The 17,768-nt window shown below is 71.3% G+C and carries 16 protein-coding genes; 6 read left to right on the top strand and 10 right to left on the bottom strand.

The window, feature by feature from the left end; genetic code table 11:
- Positions 1-9: 9 nt before the first annotated feature.
- The 3 genes from ISO16_RS25225 to mca are packed head-to-tail and all read right to left on the bottom strand — an operon-like array spanning position 10 to position 3,195.
- Positions 10-2,034, bottom strand: a complete 2,025-nt coding sequence (locus tag ISO16_RS25225; protein ID WP_072634674.1) for a thioredoxin domain-containing protein — start codon at positions 2,032-2,034, stop codon at positions 10-12.
- Between the two features lie 10 nt (positions 2,035-2,044).
- Positions 2,045-2,320, bottom strand: a complete 276-nt coding sequence (locus ISO16_RS25220; protein ID WP_006940388.1) for a hypothetical protein — start codon at positions 2,318-2,320, stop codon at positions 2,045-2,047.
- Positions 2,317-3,195 (bottom strand): mycothiol conjugate amidase Mca, encoded by an 879-nt coding sequence (gene mca / locus ISO16_RS25215; RefSeq protein ID WP_195886178.1) that lies wholly within the window; start codon positions 3,193-3,195, stop codon positions 2,317-2,319. The genes ISO16_RS25220 and mca overlap by 4 nt, the downstream gene beginning before the upstream one ends.
- 154 nt (positions 3,196-3,349) lie before the next feature.
- On the opposite strand from mca, the gene ISO16_RS25210 reads away from it, so the two are divergent.
- Together ISO16_RS25210 and greA are read left to right on the top strand one after the other, a co-directional pair.
- Positions 3,350-3,781 carry a DUF4307 domain-containing protein gene (locus ISO16_RS25210; protein ID WP_029542204.1) on the top strand — a complete coding sequence of 144 codons (432 nt, stop codon included), beginning with the start codon at positions 3,350-3,352 and terminating at the stop codon, positions 3,779-3,781.
- 222 nt (positions 3,782-4,003) lie between these two features.
- Positions 4,004-4,498, top strand: a complete 495-nt coding sequence (gene greA, locus ISO16_RS25205; RefSeq protein WP_003935085.1) for a transcription elongation factor GreA — start codon at positions 4,004-4,006, stop codon at positions 4,496-4,498.
- A 92-nt stretch (positions 4,499-4,590) separates the two neighbouring features.
- Here greA and ISO16_RS25200 read toward each other — a convergent pair whose 3' ends face one another.
- The 3 genes from ISO16_RS25200 to ISO16_RS25190 form a co-directional block, all read right to left on the bottom strand.
- Positions 4,591-5,985: a bifunctional lytic transglycosylase/C40 family peptidase gene (locus ISO16_RS25200; protein WP_072634673.1), complete on the bottom strand. Its 1,395-nt coding sequence runs from the start codon at positions 5,983-5,985 to the stop codon at positions 4,591-4,593.
- 280 nt (positions 5,986-6,265) lie between these two features.
- Positions 6,266-7,420, bottom strand: a complete 1,155-nt coding sequence (locus ISO16_RS25195; protein WP_072634672.1) for a cystathionine gamma-synthase — start codon at positions 7,418-7,420, stop codon at positions 6,266-6,268.
- 69 nt (positions 7,421-7,489) lie between these two features.
- On the bottom strand, positions 7,490-8,875 hold the full coding sequence (locus ISO16_RS25190; RefSeq protein WP_006939058.1) for a cystathionine beta-synthase: 1,386 nt from the start codon (positions 8,873-8,875) through the stop codon (positions 7,490-7,492).
- Positions 8,876-8,995: 120 nt separating this feature from the next.
- Here ISO16_RS25190 and ISO16_RS25185 point away from each other — a divergent pair, with 120 nt between their 5' ends.
- Complete coding sequence (locus ISO16_RS25185) at positions 8,996-9,958, top strand: SGNH/GDSL hydrolase family protein (RefSeq protein ID WP_072634671.1); 963 nt, start codon at positions 8,996-8,998, stop codon at positions 9,956-9,958.
- Here the strand turns inward: ISO16_RS25185 and ISO16_RS25180 are convergent.
- The 3 genes from ISO16_RS25180 to ISO16_RS25170 all read right to left on the bottom strand — a co-directional run bounded on the left by ISO16_RS25180 (position 9,955) and on the right by ISO16_RS25170 (position 12,401).
- Positions 9,955-10,806, bottom strand: coding sequence for a Bax inhibitor-1/YccA family protein (locus tag ISO16_RS25180; protein ID WP_195886177.1), 852 nt, complete (start codon positions 10,804-10,806; stop codon positions 9,955-9,957). The two genes, ISO16_RS25185 and ISO16_RS25180, sit on opposite strands and share 4 nt — an antisense overlap.
- Before the next feature lie 96 nt (positions 10,807-10,902).
- Positions 10,903-12,048, bottom strand: a complete 1,146-nt coding sequence (locus tag ISO16_RS25175; protein ID WP_072634669.1) for a class I SAM-dependent methyltransferase — start codon at positions 12,046-12,048, stop codon at positions 10,903-10,905.
- Positions 12,042-12,401: a hypothetical protein gene (locus ISO16_RS25170; RefSeq protein WP_006935793.1), complete on the bottom strand. Its 360-nt coding sequence runs from the start codon at positions 12,399-12,401 to the stop codon at positions 12,042-12,044. Before ISO16_RS25170 ends, ISO16_RS25175 begins: the two co-directional genes overlap by 7 nt.
- A gap of 161 nt (positions 12,402-12,562) precedes the next feature.
- Here ISO16_RS25170 and ISO16_RS25165 point away from each other — a divergent pair, with 161 nt between their 5' ends.
- Together ISO16_RS25165 and ISO16_RS25160 are read left to right on the top strand one after the other, a co-directional pair.
- On the top strand, positions 12,563-16,057 hold the full coding sequence (locus tag ISO16_RS25165; RefSeq protein WP_065922860.1) for a serine/threonine-protein kinase: 3,495 nt from the start codon (positions 12,563-12,565) through the stop codon (positions 16,055-16,057).
- 51 nt (positions 16,058-16,108) lie between these two features.
- Positions 16,109-17,125, top strand: a complete 1,017-nt coding sequence (locus ISO16_RS25160; protein ID WP_006935791.1) for a magnesium transporter CorA family protein — start codon at positions 16,109-16,111, stop codon at positions 17,123-17,125.
- A gap of 25 nt (positions 17,126-17,150) precedes the next feature.
- Here the strand turns inward: ISO16_RS25160 and ISO16_RS25155 are convergent, their stop codons facing one another.
- Complete coding sequence (locus ISO16_RS25155) at positions 17,151-17,342, bottom strand: hypothetical protein (RefSeq protein ID WP_029542193.1); 192 nt, start codon at positions 17,340-17,342, stop codon at positions 17,151-17,153.
- A 162-nt stretch (positions 17,343-17,504) separates the two neighbouring features.
- Here ISO16_RS25155 and ISO16_RS25150 point away from each other — a divergent pair, with 162 nt between their 5' ends.
- Positions 17,505-17,702, top strand: coding sequence for a CsbD family protein (locus tag ISO16_RS25150; protein ID WP_006935789.1), 198 nt, complete (start codon positions 17,505-17,507; stop codon positions 17,700-17,702).
- Positions 17,703-17,768: the final 66 nt, after the last annotated feature.

The following is a 17,768-nucleotide window of genomic DNA, read 5'->3' as shown; positions in this document are numbered from 1 at the left end:
CCGGACCGCTCAGGCCGAGAGCGCCGCGCGCAGTTCGGCCTCCGTCGTGACCGGCCTGTCGCACACGTATCCGCGGCACACATACGCCGCCGGCCCTCCGTCGACCAGCGGGCGGTCGGCCAGCAACGGGGACGAGTCCGGGTCCCCGCCGACCACGACGGCGCCGCCGGGGGCCGCCTGCCGCACGACGGAGAGCAGCTCGCCGCCGCCGACCACGGCCACCTGGATCGGGCCGCGCACCGCCGCCTCGGCGACCGTCAACCAGTGCCCGGCCGAGCGCGGCGCCCGTTCGAGCAGCACCACCGCCGACCGCAGCGACGCGTCCGCCGCGTCGGCGTACCGCGGGTCCTCGGGCACGACCGCGGCGAGGGTGAGCAGGGCCTCGGAGATCAGCGCCGCCCCCGACGGGGTGGCGCCGTCGATCGGGTCACGAGGCCGCGCCACCAGGGTCTCGGCGTCGTCGGCGGTGTCGAACCAGCTTCCGGGCCGCGCCGGATCCTGGAAGTGCGTCAACGCGACGTCGGCGAGGGCCCGGGCCGGGTCGAGCCACGCGGCGTCGCCCGTCGCCTGGTACACCGCCAGCAGGGCGGTGACGAGGGCGCCGTAGTCCTCGAGCACACCCGCCGGGGCGCCGACCGTGCCGCCGAGGGAGGCACGCCGGAGCCGTCCGTCCACCAGGTGCAGGTCCAGCAGGGCCCGGGCGCAGTCGACGGCCGCGTCGACCCAGTCGGTGCGGCCGAACGCGGCACCGGCCTCGGCCAGCGCGGTGATCGCGAAACCGTTCCACGCCGTGACGACCTTGTCGTCGCGGCCGGGCTGCGGCCGCTGCAGCCGGGCGGCGAACAGCTCGGCCCGCACCCGCTCGTAGCGCTCGGCATCGTCCGGGTCGGCGAGCAGCTGCAGCACCGACGAGCCGTGTTCGAAGGTGCCGGCGTCGGTCACGGTGAACAGCTCGGCCGCCCACTGCGCGTCGTCGCCGAGGACCTCGGCCAGCTGCCCGGGGGTCCACACGTAGGTCAGGCCCTCGACCCCGTCCGTGTCGGCGTCGAGAGCGGAGGCGAAGCAGCGCCCGGCCGTGCGCAGGTCCCGCAGCAGGAACTCGACGGTCTCCTCGGTGACCCGTCGCACCCAGGGCGCCGACGTCCGTCGCGCGAGGTGCGCGTACACCCGCAGCAGCAGCGCGTTGTCGTAGAGCATCTTCTCGAAGTGCGGGACCACCCACCCGGCGTCGACGCTGTAACGGGCGAAGCCGCCGGCCAGCTGGTCGTAGATGCCGCCCCGCGCCATCGCTTCGGCCGTCCGCTCGACGAGGGACAGCACGGCCGGGTTCCCGCTGCGCTCGTATCCGCGCAGCAGACCCTCGAGCAGCGCGGACGGCGGGAACTTCGGGGCGCCCCCGAACCCGCCGTGCACCGCATCCTCGTCGGCGGCGACGGCGGCGTCGGCGGCGTCGAGCAGCGCGGCGTCCACCGGGCGCTCGCCGGGAGCGAGGCCGCCGCTGCCGCGGCGCAGCTCGGAGACGATGGCGACGGCGGACCGGTGCACGTCGGCGCGACGGTTGCGCCAGGTCTCGGCGATCGCCTCGAGCAGCTGGGTGAACGACGGCATGCCGCCGCGCGGCATCTTCGGGTAGTAGGTACCGCAGTAGAACGGGGCACCGTCCGGGGTGAGGAAGCACGTCATCGGCCAGCCGCCCTGACCGGTCATCGCGACGGTGGCGTTCATGTAGATCGCGTCGATGTCCGGGCGTTCCTCCCGGTCCACCTTGATGCACACGAAGTGCTCGTTCATCAGCGCGGCGGTGGCCTCGTCCTCGAACGACTCGTGCGCCATCACGTGGCACCAGTGGCACGCCGCGTACCCCACGGACAGCAGGACCGGCACGTCCCGCTCCCGGGCCCAGGCCAGCGCCTCGTCACCCCACTGGTGCCAGTGCACCGGGTTGCCGGCGTGTTGCCGCAGGTAGGGGCTGGTCGCCTCGCCGAGGGTGTTCCGGTTGCGGGTGCCGGGCACCGACGGCTCCGGGGGTGTCACGACGCGCCCGTCAGTTGGTGGCCATCGGGGGCTGGGGGTGGTCGGGTTTGCGGCTCTCCGCGGCCCCGCGATCGGTCCCCTCGTCCGCGGCCTGGTCCGGCTCCGGATGCTCGGGCTCGAACGTCTCGGGCAGCTTGCCGAGCCGCTTGTTCATCGAGCGGATCAGCAGGGCGGTCGCCACGAGCAGGATCACGATGAGCGCGAGACCGAGCGGCGACGCCTTACCGAATTCGGGGCCGGTGGGGTCCTGGGCCAGAACCTCGGCCGCCAGCATGCCTACCGTCATCTCACCTGTCCGTCCTCGAGGCCCGCGAACAGATCCGTTTCGGGGATCGCCGTGTGCACGCGGGTCTTGGCCAATTCGAATTCCTCCGTCGGCCACACCTTCTGCTGGATGTCCAGCGGCACGGCGAAGAAGGAGCCGTTGGGGTCGATCTGCGTCGCATGGGCGCGCAGTGCGTCGTCCCGCTTCGGGAAGTAGTCGCTGCAGGTGATCTGCGTGGTCACCCGCGCCATGATGTCGCCCTGCTCGGTGCGCCACCGCTTGAGCCATTCCTCCATGGGGAACGGTTCGCCGCGCCGCTCGTACTCCTCGCGGAACAATTCCAGGCGCTTGCGGATGAACCCGTGCGAGTAGTACAGCTTCTGCACCTTCCACGCCGGGCCGGCCTCGGGGAACCGACCCGGGTCGCCGGCCGCCTCGTACGCCGCGACGGAGACCTCGTGGCAGCGGATGTGGTCGGGGTGCGGGTAGCCGCCGTTCTCGTCGTACGTGGTCATCACGTGCGGCCGGAACTCGCGGATCACCTCGACGAGCTTGCGGGTCGGTTCCTCGAGGGGCACCAGCGCGAAGCAGCCCTCGGGCAGCGGCGGCTTGGGGTCGCCCTCCGGCAGCCCGGAGTCGACGAAGCCGAGCCAGCGGTGCTGCACGCCGAGGATGCGGGCGGCCGCGGCCATCTCCTCGCGCCGGACCTCGGGCATGCGGTCCTGGATCCCGGGGATGTCCATGGCGGGATTGAGGATGTCGCCGCGTTCACCCCCGGTGAGGGTGACCACCAGCACCTCGTGCCCTTCCGCGGCATAGCGGGCCGTCGTGGCGGCACCCTTGCTCGACTCGTCATCGGGATGGGCATGCACGGCCATGAGCCGTAGTCCGCTCACGTCTTTCCTCCACCTCGCCGTCGGCTGCATCGTCGCGGCCCGGACCACCGGCACTGCGAGCCGGCGTCCTGGGTTCCTCCCCTATAGTTCCACCTGACACGTCCATCGTCAGCCACGCCCCCGCGGCCTTCGCGGGTGCACGAAAGTAAATGTGATGACCGACACCACCCCGATCGACCGCTACCCGACCGGCCGCTACCCGGCGACGGGCGGATCCCGCCGCACCTGGTTGTGGGCGCTGGTCGCGGTCGGGCTCGTCGTCGGGGTGGTCGGGGCGTTCCTGCTCTACCAGAAGTTCGGCACCCCGGAGATCGAGAGCGACGTCGTCACCTACACCGTCGTCGACGACTCCACCGTCCAGGTGCAGTTCACCGTGACGCGGAAGGATCCGTCGCAGGAGGCGGTGTGCATCATCCGCTCGCGGTCGAAGGACGGGTCCGAGACGGGCCGCCGCGAGGTGCTGATCCCCTCGTCCGAGTCCGGCACCCTGCTGATGGACGCACCGGTGGTGACGTCGCAGCGCCCGGGCATGGCGGACATGTACGGCTGCAGCTTCGACGTGCCCGAATACCTGCGCGCACACTGACCGCACGCTGCGGATTCCGTGGTGGAGACCACGTTGGTGCTAGAATCGCCGGATACACGGTTCCACCCTTTGGGGCCGTGTATTGCTGCATAGGAAGCAGTGCGGTCCTGTTCGCCACTGGCTTGGGGGGAACGTTCGAGGGATCCGCGTTGCCGTCGTCGCTGCGAGTGCGGCGACCAGTCGACGGAGCCGGGGGCTCCAACCCGAAGGAAGTGATCGAGGATGACCGAGACCCAGGTGACCTGGCTGACACAGGAGTCGTACGACCGACTCAAGGCAGAACTCGACCAGCTCATCGCGAATCGTCCCGTCATCGCGGCCGAGATCAACGAGCGCCGTGAAGAGGGCGACCTCAAGGAGAACGGTGGTTACCACGCCGCTCGCGAGGAGCAGGGTCAGCAGGAGGCCCGGATTCGTCAGCTGCAGGAACTGCTGAACAACGCGAAGGTCGGTGTTGCGCCCACCCAGTCCGGCGTCGCGCTGCCCGGCTCGGTCGTCACGGTGTACTACGACGGCGACGAAAGCGACAAGGAAACGTTCCTCATCGCCACCCGTGAGGAAGGCGCCCGGGGCAACGAGATCGAGATCTACTCGCCCAGCTCCCCGCTGGGCGGTGCCCTGATCGACGCGAAGGTCGGCGAGACCCGCGAGTACACGCTCCCCAACGGCAGCACCATGAAGGTGACGCTCGTCAGCGCGGAGCCGTACCACAGCTGATCGGCGGCAGCCGCCTCGCGGCGCGGCCGGCACGACGTGAGGGCCCGACCGGTCTCCGGTCGGGCCCTTCTCGCGCGCCCGGGGCAGGCGGTTCAGAGCAGGCGCCGGGCCTTCATGCCGGGGAAGACCGCCCCGACGCGCACCACGTCCCCGAACGTCGGGGCGTGCACCATCTGACCGCCGCCGATGTAGATGCCCACGTGCCCCGGCCCGTCGGACTGCCAGTTGCCGAACACCAGATCCCCCGGCCGGGCCAGCTGGATCGGGATCTCGGTGCCGACCCGCCACTGCGTCTGCGAGGTGCGCGGCAACGTCACCCCGGTCGCCGCGTACACCGCGTACGACGTCAGGCCCGAGCAGTCGAACCCGCCCCCCGACGGACCGTTGACGTTGCCGCCACCCCACACGTACGGCAGCCCCAGATACCGGAAGGCCAGGTCCACCACCCGGTTGCCGGTCTCGGTCATCCCCGGCAACCCGAGCCCGAAGAACGGCGAGAGCAGCCGCGCGAACACCATCTCCGTCGCCCGGATCTTCGCCACGTACGGCTTGGTCTGGTTCTCGTAGTCCGGCGACCCCGACGGCATCCCCCCGGACCGGCGCACCGCCCCCAGCCCGGCGTTGTACGCCGCCAACGTCAGGTCCAGGGTGTCCCCGCGCACCACCCCCTGCGCCTTCCACTGCTCGATCTGCCGGTAGTTGTCGCACAACAGATTCCCCGACGCCATCACCGGATCGGCGATGCCCAGCACATCGGCCCGCCCGTCCCCGTCGGCGTCCTTGCCGTAGGCATCCCAGGTTCCGGGCATGAACTGCCCCGGCCCCTTCGCCCCCACCGGCGAGACCGGGGCGCTGGGCCCGTACCGGAAGCCGTTCTCCGCCGAGTACAGCGCCGCCAGCACCGGCGCGCCGACCCCGTCGCACAACTGGCCGGCCTTGCGCAGCCACGGCGCGAACACCGCGATCGCGCCGATCGGCGCCAGGTTCGTCCCGGGCAGGATCGCCGGGATCGACGGCAACGTCACCGCGCCGCCACCCCACGCCGGACCCGGCGCCCACGCGCCGCTGCCCGTCGCCCCGGTGGCCGGCGCCCCGAACACCGACGGCCGTCCCGCCGGCGCGGCCGGCGCCAGCACCGACGGCACCTGTTCGAGCACGGCCTGCACCGGGTTCTCCACCGGCGCCGGCGGCGGTTCGAGCACCGCGGCCGCCTCCGCCGGCAGGTGCGGCATCAGCGCGTCCTTCGCCGCCGACGTCGCGTCCGCCACGGCCTGCTCCGCCGCCGGACGCATCGGCTCGGGCAACCCCGCCACCAGATCGGCGACCTGCCGGTCCGTGGTCGCGGCGGAGGCTTCGGCCGATGCCTGGAACGACTCGACCGCCTGCGTCACCTGTTCCTTGATCTGATCCGGGATGTCCGCTCCCTGTACCAGGGCACTCGCCGCCGTGGCCACCGCCACAATCACCGCCGACGGGTCAACTGACATACGCGAACTCCCCATCCCTCAGACGACCGCCTTCACCGTACTTGTGATCTCTGTCACCGGTGCGGTTTCGTTACTTGGATATCATATATATGTAAGAACCTGTTCCAGTTTGGCTGTTGTGACGCGCCACACAGCGAACTCGAAGTTACATCAACAGGGAACGCGGCGCTCGATCACCGCGCGGTCGACCGGGAGGTTCGGGGGTCGAGAGGGCGGTTCCTGCGGCCACATGCGAGAAGGGGCGCCCACATCCGCCCCCTCGGCGCAGTCACATCCGGGTTTACGCCTCCAGTGCCTGCTCGACGTCCGCGACGAGGTCGGCGGCATCCTCGATGCCGACGGACAGGCGCACCAGGTCTTCCGGGACCTCGAGCAGCGACCCGGCGGTCGAGGCGTGCGTCATCGCGCCCGGGTGCTCGATCAGCGACTCGACACCACCGAGGGACTCGGCGAGGGTGAAGATCTCGGTGCGTGCGCAGAAGTCGAGGGCGGCCTGCTTGCCGCCGGCCAGGCGCAGCGAGACCATGCCGCCGAACCGGCGCATCTGCTTCGAGGCGACGGCGTGGTCGGGGTGCGCCTCGTGGCCGGGGTAGATCACCTGGGCGACGGCGGGATGCCCGTCGAGCAGCTCGACGATCTTCTCGGCGTTGTCGCTGTGCCGTTCCATCCGCAGTGCCAGCGTCTTGATGCCGCGCATCGTCAGGTACGCGTCGAACGGGCCCGGGACGGCGCCCGCACCGTTCTGCAGGAACGCGAACCTGGTGTCGAGTTCCTCGTCGTTCGTGACCAGCGCGCCGCCGACCACGTCGGAGTGGCCACCGAGGTACTTGGTGGTCGAGTGCAGTGCGACGTCGGCCCCCAGGGCCAGCGGCTGCTGCAGGTACGGCGACGCGAACGTGTTGTCGACCACGATCTTCGCCCCACCGGTGTGCGCGACGTCGGCGAGGGCCGCGATGTCACCGATGTTGAGCAGGGGGTTTGTCGGGGTCTCGACCCACACCAGCTTGGTGGTGGGCCGCATCGCCTCGCGCACGGCGTCGACGTCCGAGATGGGCGCGGGCGTGTACTCGATGCCCCACTGCGTGAACACCTTGTCGATCAGCCGGAAGGTGCCACCGTAGGCGTCGTTGGGGATGACGAGGTGATCGCCGGGCCGCAGCACCGAACGCAGCAGGCAGTCGGTGGCGGCCATGCCGGAGCTGAACGCCCGGCCGAAGGTGCCCGCCTCGATGGCCGCGAGGTTCGCCTCGAGCGGCTTGCGGGTGGGGTTTCCGGTGCGGGCGTACTCGAATCCGCCGCGCATCCCGCCGACCCCGTCCTGCGCGAACGTCGAACTCGCATAGATGGGGACGTTGACGGCGCCGGTCGCCGGGTCGGGATCGTATCCGGCGTGGATCGCTCGGGTGGAAAAGCCGTGGCTGCGCTGCTCACTCATGCGGCTCAGCCTAGTCGGGGGCACACGCCGGTGGCCCGGGGAACACACCCCGGGCCACCGGCGCGGCCGCTACGAGCCCGCGCTGATGAACCCGAGCAGGTCGTGACGGGTGATCACGCCGACGGGCTTGCCGTCGTCGATGACCAGCAGCGCATCGGTGTCGCCGAACGCCTTCGTGGCGGCGGCGATCGACTCGCCGACACCGATCAGCGGCAGCGACGGGCTCATGTGCTTCGCGACGGGGTCGGCCAGCCTCGCGCGGCCCTCGAAGACGGCGCTGAGGAGCTCGCGCTCGCTGACGCTGCCCGCGACCTCACCGGCGGTGACGGGCGGCTCGGCACCCACGACCGGCATCTGCGAGACCCCGTACTCGCGCAGGATCTCGACGGCGTCGCGGACCGTCTCCGACGGGTGCGTGTGCACGAGGGCGGGCAGCTCCCCCGACTTGCTGCGCAGCACGTCGCCGACGGTCGAATCGTCCGGCTTGCCGTCGAGCGGGGCCCGCAGGAAACCGTACGAGGCCATCCACTTGTCGTTGAAGATCTTCGACATGTAGCCGCGCCCACCGTCGGGAAGCAGTACCACGACGAGCGCGTCCGGTCCCTCGCGCTCGGCGACCCTCAGGGCGGCGACGACGGCCATGCCGCACGACCCGCCGACGAGCAGGCCCTCCTCGCGGGCGAGACGCCGGGTCATGTCGAACGAGTCCGCGTCGGAGACGGCGATGATCTCGTCGGGGATCGAGGGGTCGTAGGCGCTGGGCCAGAAATCCTCGCCCACACCCTCGACGAGGTACGGGCGACCGGTGCCGCCGGAGTAGACGGAGCCCTCCGGGTCGGCGCCGATCACCTTGACCTTGCCGCCGGAAACCTCCTTGAGGTAGCGGCCGGTGCCGGTGATGGTGCCGCCGGTGCCGACGCCGGCGACGAAGTGGGTCACCTTGCCGTCGGTATCGCGCCAGATCTCCGGGCCGGTGGTCTCGTAGTGGCTCTCCGGCCCGGCCGGGTTGGAGTACTGGTCGGGCTTCCAGCCGCCGGGCAGTTCCCGGGCGAGCCGGTCGGAGACGCTGTAGTAGCTGTCGGGATGCTCCGGGGGCACCGCGGTCGGGCACACCACGACCTCGGCGCCGTACGCGCGGAGCACGTTGCGCTTGTCCTCGCTGACCTTGTCGGGACACACGAACACGCACTTGTAGCCGCGCTGTTGCGCGACGAGCGCGAGACCGATGCCGGTGTTGCCGGAGGTCGGCTCGACGATGGTGCCGCCCGGTTTCAGCGCACCCGAGGCTTCGGCGGCGTCGACCATCTTGACCGCGATGCGGTCCTTGGAACTGCCACCGGGGTTGAAGTATTCGACCTTCGCCGCGACCAGCCCCGAACCCGGCTTCGTCACCGAGTTGAGCTTGACCAGCGGCGTGTTTCCGATGAGACCGACGACGGAATCCGCTATGCGCATTCCTCCATGGTCTCAGATGCCTCTGCACAACGCCGTTCCGGCTGCTCGAGCGACGCATACGACGCACACTGGACACGGCAACTTCAGGGTGTGGCCGTCCTCTCGGAAAGGTGATCCACCGTGCCCCGAACTTCGTGGCGTGCCGCGGCGCTGGCCGGCGCGACGGCCGTCGCCGCCGGCTCCGGTGCCGGCGGCGCCTCGTGGCTGACGTACACGTACCTGATGCGCCAGGCGACGGAAGCGAGAGGCGTCATCGGCCGCACCTGGGCGAAGCCGCCCGAGGCGGACGGGGTGTACCTGCCCGGAGCGCAGTCCCCGGTGCCGTGGCGCCGCGACGTGCCGTTCGACATGCACCTGATGATCTTCGGGGATTCGACGGCGGCCGGCCTGGGCTGCGCGAGCGCCGCCGAGGTGCCCGGGGTGCTGCTGGCCCGCGCCCTGGCCGACGAGTCCCGTCGCCGGGTCCGGCTCAGCACGAAGGCGATCGCGGGGGCCACCTCGCGGGGCCTGGCGGGGCAGGTCGACGCGATGTACGTGGCGGGACCGCCGCCGGACGCGGCCGTCATCCTGGTCGGTGCCAACGACGTGACCGCGAAGCAGTCGCTGCATCGTTCGGCGCAGCGGCTGGGCTCGGCGGTGCACCGGCTGCGCGCCGGCGGCGCCGTCGTGGTCGTCGGCACGTGCCCCGACCTCGGGGTGGTCGGCGCGATCCCCCAGCCGCTGCGCACGGTGGTGCGGACGTGGGGGCGGCAACTGGCCCGCGCGCAGGCCGCGGCGACGCGCGCGGCCGGTGGGCATCCGGTGCCGCTGGCAGACCTGTTGACGCCCGAGTTCCTCTCCGCGCCGGACCGCCTGTTCTCCGCGGACGGGTTCCATCCCTCGGCCGCGGGATACGAGCTGGCGGCCCGTCACCTGCTGCCGGTGCTGGCCGCCGCGCTGGGTCACTGGGCGGGCGGTCCGGTGCCGGAGCCGCCGCTGACGTCGGCGGCTGCCCGGCTGTGGCTGCCCCGGACACGCCGCGGGCCCCGGGAACGGCTGTTCCCGGGGCCCGCGGTCGGCACGGTGGCCGGAGAGATCGGCTAGTCGTTCTGGAAGTACGACAGCAGGCGCAGGATCTCGACGTACAGCCAGACCAGGGTGACGGTCAGACCGAAGGCGACGCCCCACGCGGCCTTCTCCGGCGCCTGGGCGCGGATGAGCTGATCGGCGGCGTCGAAGTCCAGCAGGAAGCTGAACGCGGCGATGCCGATGCAGACGAGGCTGAAGACGATCGCCAGGGTGCCGCCGTCGCGCAGGCCCAGGCCGCCGTCGACGAAGAAGCTCGCCACCAGGTTGCCCAGCGCCAGGACGAGGACACCGATCAGCGCGCCGACGATCATGCGCGTCAGGCGCGGGGTCACGCGGATCGCCCCGGTGCGGTAGACGACGAGCATGCCGAAGAACACGCCGAACGTGCCGAGCACCGCCTGGACGATCAGGGTTCCGCCGCCGGCGCCACCGAAGGTGATGTCGGTGAACATGAACGACAGCGCACCCAGGAAGAAGCCCTCGGCGACGGCATAGGCCAGGACGATGGCCGGGTTGTCCATCTTGCGGCCGAAGGTGGCCACGAGGACCAGGACCAGGCCGATGAGACCACCGCCGATGACGAACGGCGCGGCCAGGTTCACGTTGCCGTTGACGAGGACGTAGGAGATCAGCGCCGAGCTCGCCAGCACGCCGAGCGTGATGCCGGTCTTGGTGACGACGTCGTCGATCGTCATCGACCGCTCGGTGGTGGGCCGGGCCCAGGGGTCCGCCTGCGCGTACTGCGGCTGGCCGAATTGCTGGGTGACCTGCGCGGCGCCCGCCGTCGCAGAGCCGAACGTGGCGTATCCGCCGCCCTCTTGCTTGGGCAGGTTGCGGAACACCGGGTTACTGGTGGTGCGCACCGTGCACATCCCTTCTCGTGGTCGGTTCTGTCCGTTCAACGATCCGCGGACGCCGGGAGTTCCCCGGACCGGAGCCGAGCACGGACAAACCGGACTCTACCGGGTGCGCACGGAGCGGGTCACGGTGAACTTACGGTTGCGTCCTGCAACTTCTGTGCGGCCGACCGTCCGCTGCAGCATCCCACGATAGTTCAGGTGGGTGTTGTAGACGGTCCACAGTTCACCGCCCGGGCGCAACAGCCGGGCGGCCGCGTCGAACATCTTCACGGCCGCGCCCGTGTGCACGGCGGCGCCGACGTGGAACGGCGGATTGCACAGCACCACGTCGACGGAGGCGTCCGGCAGCGACCCGGCCACGTCGTCGCGCAGAACCTCGACCCGGTCCGCGACGTGGTTCGCGGCGGCGGTGGCGGCGGCCGACGCGACCGCCGCGGCCGACTGATCGGTGGCGATCACCCGCAGCCCGGGGAACCGCCGGGCCGCCGCGACGGCGAGGATGCCGGTGCCGCAGCCGAGGTCGACGGCAGTCCTCGCGTCGCGTGGCAGCCGGGGCAGGAAGTCCAGCAGGAATCGGGTGCCGATGTCCAGGCGGGAACCGGCGAACGCGGCCCCGTGCGCGACGACGGTGAGCCCGACGTCGGTCACCGTCTCGGTCACCGGGTAGGTCGGCTCGGCGGCGATCGGGCCGCGGGCGGTGAGCACCCGTGACTTCTGCCGGCCCCGGGAGGCCCGGACCTCGGTGAAGCTCCGGGCCAGCACCTCGTTCATCGCGGGCGTGATGTGCTTGTCGCGGCCACCGGCGAACACCGTCACACCAGGGTCGGCGTGCCGGGCGACGGTCTCGGCGATCTCGGTGAGCGCGGCGAGCGACCGCGGTAGCTGCAGCAGCACCACCCGGGCCCCGGTGAGCAGATCGGCCCCGAGACCGTGCACGGTGAAGCGATCGGACAGGCCCTCGCGCGCGGCGTTCGCGGCCAGGGCCCGCTCCCCCACCACCGAGTCCTGGTGCACCCGGATCCCCGACGCGGAGTACCGCACGGCGACACCGAGGGTGAGGGCGCCGTAGTGGTCGTCGATCACCGCGACGGTCCCGGCCGGCGCCGCGGCGAGCGCGGCGGCGGCTTCGTCGAGGATCAACCTGTCGGCGGCGTCGACGGCGACCAGGTTGGGCGCCTCCACGTCCGGGAGGCGCCGCAACCGGCCGAACAGCTCGTCGCCGGCAGCAGAGTCGCCGGTCAGCACTGCCCCTTGCCGGCGTTCTCGACGGCGCGCAGCGTTTCGGCCTGCTGTTCCTCGCTCAGCTCCGCCCAACCCGGCAGCGACTTCTGCGCGTCGGCGACGGAGGTCGCGGCCTGGGTGCGGTCCTGCCCCCAGGATTCGAGCTGGTCGAAGTACGGCACCAGGGCACTGCAGATCTGGTCGTAGCTCTGGCCCAGCTCGATGCCGGTGCTTCCGGTGACCTGGCTCGTGCTCGGCGCGGCGGTGGTGGACTCGGTGGTCCCCTCACCTGCGGAGCCGGAGTCGCCGGACGATCCGCAGGCCGCCGCGAGCAGCACCGCACCCGTACCGAACAGCGCCGCGAGAGTCTTCTTCATCGTTTCCCAATTCCGATCGCAGTGTCGTTTCCCGGAGTTTCCGGCCGTCGTTGCCGGGAGGCCCGGCCGGACAACGGTAATGGAGAACCGGCGATCGATCCGTGTCGTGCCCGCCACACCCGGGACTATCCTGGAGGAATCCACGTGAGGTGAGTGCCCCGATGGCAGAGAACGATCCACTCGCCACCCGGCGAGCCCCGGTCTCCCACGCCGGCGCGGCGGAGGACGAGACCGTCGAAGATCTGCGCCTCGCGGGGTTCGCGGACGCCGTGGAGATCGGCCGCGGCGGTTTCGGGGTGGTGTACCGGTGCCGGGAGACGGCACTCGACCGCACCGTCGCGGTGAAGGTGCTCACCGCGACGCTCGACGCCGACAACCTCGAACGGTTCCTCCGCGAGCAGCGCGCGATGGGCCGGCTCTCCGGGCACCCGCACATCGTCACCGTGCTGCAGGTCGGCACGACCGGCAGCGGCCGGCCCTACCTGGTGATGCACTACCACCCGCACGACTCGCTCGAGGCCCGCATCCGCCGCTACGGACCGCTGCCGTGGCCGGACGTGCTGCGCATCGGCGTCAAGCTTTCCGGGGCGCTCGAGACGGCACACCGGGCCGACGTGCTGCACCGCGACGTCAAGCCCGCGAACATCCTGCTCACCGAGTACGGCGAACCGCAGCTGACCGACTTCGGCATCGCGCGCATCGGCGACGGCTTCCACACCTCGTCGGGCGCGATCACCGGCTCCCCGGCGTTCACCGCGCCGGAGATCCTGGCCGGCACGCCGCCCACCCCGGCCGCCGACGTCTACGGCCTGGCCGCCACCCTGTTCTGTGCGCTGACCGGGCACGCGGCGTTCGAGCGGCGCCGCGGCGAGCAGGTCGTCACACAGTTCCTGCGGATCACGACCGAACCGGTCCCGGATCTGCGTAGCACCGGCGTCCCGGACGACGTGTGCTCGGCCCTCGAGCGCGGCATGGCCACCGAGCCGGATGCCCGTCCACAGTCCGCCGCGGAGTTCGGGGAGCTGCTGCAGCAGGCGCAGGAGCGCGGCGGCTGCGACGTGGACGAGATGGCGCTGCCCGTGGGTCCGGACAGTCTCGGGCCGCTGCCGGTCGCGGGGACCACGCACACCACCGGACCGCACCCCACGCCCACCGCGATCACCACGCCGCCGGTGCCGGCGACCCGGTTCCGGCCGCAGGCACCCACCCGGCCGCTGGTGAAGCGCACCCGGCTCATCGACCGGCTGCGCCTCGGCCGGCGCCGCCGCCTCGTCGCGATCCACGCCCCGACCGGGTTCGGGAAGTCGACGCTGGCCGCCCAGTGGCGGGAGGTACTCACCGCCGAGGGTGTTGCGGTGGCGTGGCTCGCGGTCGATCGGGACGACAACAACGTGGTGTGGTTCCTCACCCACCTGATCGAGGCGTTCCGGCAGGTGCGTCCGCAGTTCGCCCGTCAGCTGCGGCAGGTGCTCGAGGCCCACGGCGACGACGCCGAGCGGTACGTGCTGTCCACCCTGATCGACGAGATCCACCGGGAGGAGGCGCCGATGGCCCTGGTGATCGAGGACTGGCACCTCGTCACCGCCCCGGGGACCGTCGCCGCACTGGACTTCCTCCTCGACCGCGGGTGCCATCACCTGCAGATCGTGGTGACCAGCCGGAGCCAGGCCGGCTTACCGCTCAGCCGGATGCGGGTCCTCGACGAGCTCATCGAGATCGACTCGGACGCCCTGCGTTTCGACGCCGAGGAATCCGATGCCTTTCTGCGCGACGTGAGCGGCCTGGACCTCGAGCCCGAGGACGTCCGCGACCTGACCGACGTCACCGACGGCTGGGTCGCCGCGCTGCAACTGGTGTCGTTGTCGCTGCGCGACAGTGAGGATCCGACCGGGCTGATCGAGAACCTCTCCGGCCGGCACCACGCCATCGGCGAGTTCCTCGCGGACAACGTGCTCGACACCCTCGAGCCGGAGGTGTACGAGTTCCTGCTCGCGACGTCGATCACCGAGGAGATCACCGGCAGCCTCGCCACCGCGCTCACCGGCGACCCGCACGGGCAGGCGATGCTCGAGCAGATCGAGGAGCGGGACCTGTTCCTGCGCCGGGTCGACGACGAGGGCCGCTGGTTCCGCTACCACCGGCTGTTCGCGGACTTCCTGCGCCGCCGGCTCGAACGCGATCACCCCGAACGCGTGGGCGCGCTGCACCACGCCGCCGCGGAATGGTTTGCGCGCCAGCACATGCTGCGCGAGGCCGTGGACCATGCGCTCAGCGCCGACGAGCCGGAACTCGCGGTCGAGATGGTCGCCGCCGACGGGATGCTCCTGGTCGAGCACTCCCACATGACGACACTGCTGGCGCTGGTCGCGAAACTGCCGCCACGTGGGGTGGCGGCGCATCCGCAGCTGCAGATGACCGTCGCGTGGGCGAACGCGTTGCTGCAACGGGCCGACCAGACCCGCGTCGCCCTCGCCGCGGCCCGGGGATGCCTGAGCTGCTGCAACGCGCCCGAGGAGGACATCGCGGTCCTGCAGGTCGAGGCCGACGTCGTCGACGGTGTCGTCGCCGCCTCCACCGACCACACCGCCGGCGTCGCGGACAAGGTCGCGCCGTGCCTGGACGACCCGGACACCTTCCGCCCCTGGGTGGTGTCCGTCGCGGCGAACGTGGCGACCTTCGTGGACGTCTACCGGTTCGACTTCGAGGCGGCGCGGCGGCGGCAGCGGTGGGCCGAGCCGTACCACCGGGCCACCAACGGCCCCTTCAGCCTCGTGTACGGGCTGTGCCTGCTCGGCATCGCGGCCAACGAGCAGCTCGACGTCGCCACGGCCGAAAGGCACTTCCGCGCGGGGTTGCGGGCCGCCCGCAAGGGGGGCGGCGTCCACACCCATGCCGCGCGCCTGGCCGCCGCCATGCTCGGCGAGCTGCTCTACGAGCAGGGCCGGATCGCCGAGGCCGAGGCTCTGCTCGACGAGAGTCACGAGCTCGGAACCGAGGGCGGCGTACCGGACTTCATGATCGCCCGGTTCGTCACGGCCGCGCGGCTCAAGGCGCTGCGCGGCGACCGCGCCGCGGCGGCGGCACTGCTCGACGAGGGAGCGCGGGCCGCCGACGACTACCGGCTGCCGCGGCTGCGTGCCCGGGTGATCAACGAACGCGTGCGGCTCGGCCTGCCGGTTCCGCGGCCCGCCCCGCGGGAGATGCCGGATTCCGACGCCCCGGATCCGGACGGCATCGCGGAGATCACCGCGCAGGTGGAGGACGCCACCGCCATCCGTCTCCTCTACGGCACGGGCCGGGCCGAGGACGTGGCCCGGGCCTGCGACTGGGCCCGGCTGTGGCATCGCCGGGTGTCCGGCCGCGGCCGGTACCGCGCCGAACTGCAGGCGGCGCGGCTGCTCGTGGCGTGCCTACACGCGGCCGGACGTCTCGAGGAGGCCCAGGAGGTGCTGGCCCCCGCGGTGGCCACGTGCGGGCGGCTGGGCATGCTCCGCTATCTCGTCGACGGTGGAGCCCATGTGGTGCAGGTCCTCCCGTTGCTCCGCGACCGGCTGCAGACTCTGCTGTGGCCCCCGGACTGGCCGGCGGTGGACGAGGCCTTTCTCGACGAGATGCTGCGGCTGACGGAGTCGGGCGGCACGAGCACCGCGCTCTGAGCACCGGCCGTCGGGGCACGCGTCGGCGGACGGGTAGGGCAGACTGCGAACGTGACCGCTGCTGTTCCCGACCACGTCCGCACCCGGCTCTGGCGCGACGGACGGCTCGTCGCCGAGAACTATCCGCTGGCCGAGGTCTCCGAGCACCTTCAGGACGAGGGGGCCCTGGTGTGGGTCGACCTGCACGATCCGACGCACCGCGAGCTGTCCGACGTCGCGGACGAGCTGGATTTCGATCCGCATGCCGTCGAGGACGTCGTGGCGCACGCGGAACGCACGAAGGTCACCCGCTACGCCACCCACACCTTCATGACGATCTACGCCACGTCGCTGGCGGACGAGAGCGAGCCGGCCGATGCGCACGGGTCACGGCTCAGAATCACTCGGGTCTCGGTGTTCGTGGTCCCGCGCGGCCTGGTCACGGTGCATCGGGGCACCGGATTGGACGTCGGCGAGGTGATGCGGCGCTGGGACGACAACTCCGATCTGCTCCGGCACGGCACCGCCGCGTTGCTGCACGGGCTGCTCGACGTCGTCGTCGACGGCCAGTTCGAGACCATTCAGGGGCTCGACGACGCGATCGAGGAACTGGAGGACGGGTTGTTCGACGAGCGCGCGCACATTCGCGCGCTCCAGCGTCACACCTACCGGGTACGCAAGGAACTCGTCCAGCTGCGCCGGGTCGTGCTGCCGATGCGGGAGGTGGTGGCCGCGGTGATGCGGCACCGGGCCGAGCGGGGAAACTCCGTCGAGCTCGACGGCTGGTACACCGACCTGTACGACCACGTGATCCGCGCGACGGAGTGGACCGAGTCGCTGCGCGACATGGTCACCACGGTTTTCGAGACCAACCTGTCGCTGCAGGACGCGCGGCTGAACATGGTGATGAGGAAGCTCACGGGGTGGGCCGCGATCATCGCCGTGCCCACCGCGGTGACGGGCTGGTACGGCCAGAACGTGCCGTACCCCGGCTTCGGGCAGTGGAGCGGGGTGTTGTCGAGCACCGCGATCATCGCCGGGTCGGCGGGGATGCTCTACATCGTGTTCAAGCAACGCAACTGGTTGTGACCGGCGCGGCCCGCGTCCGGCCGTGCTACGAGGTTCCTTCGGTGTCGTCGAAGAACCGCCAGTCGTGGTCGCCCTCGACCCTGACCTCCATACGCCAGCCCAGCTCGCTGTTGTCGGCCTTGGAGTCCACGAACCAGGCGTGCGCGTCGTCCGCGCTCTCGATGTCCTTGGTCGCCACCACTTCGCCCTTGGGGTCGATCACTCGGTAAGTAGCCATGCCCGGGGCTTTCCCCGGTGACGCGGCGGCCAAACCCGCGGCGCGGGGGATTGAGCCGTCCCCGCGGCGCGGGGGATTGAGCCGTCCCCGCGGCGCGGGGGATTGAGCCGACGCGCTGTGGGGTAACCGGCAGGGGAAGCGACCACGGACGAAGGAGGAGACATGGCTGATTTCATCGACAAGGCCAAGCACAAGGCGGAGGACGTGTCCGGTCAGGCCAAGGAGGGAGCCGGCCGCGCGACCGGTGACCGTGACCTCGAGGCGGAGGGCCGGGGCGACCAGGCGTCGAGCAGCCTCAAGCAGGCCGGCGACAAGATTTCCGACGCCGCCGGCAAGGTCAAGGACTCGTTCAAGAAGTAGTGCCGCGGCACGCATGCACGTGGCCTCGTCGACCCTGTCGACGAGGCCACGGCTCATGTCCGGGGA

Origin of the sequence: Rhodococcus sp. M8, from assembly GCF_015654185.1 — a bacterium.
GTDB lineage: Bacteria > Actinomycetota > Actinomycetes > Mycobacteriales > Mycobacteriaceae > Rhodococcus > Rhodococcus aetherivorans.
Note: the sequence above shows the minus strand (reverse complement) of the source record. Positions and strands in the feature narration are given on the sequence as shown.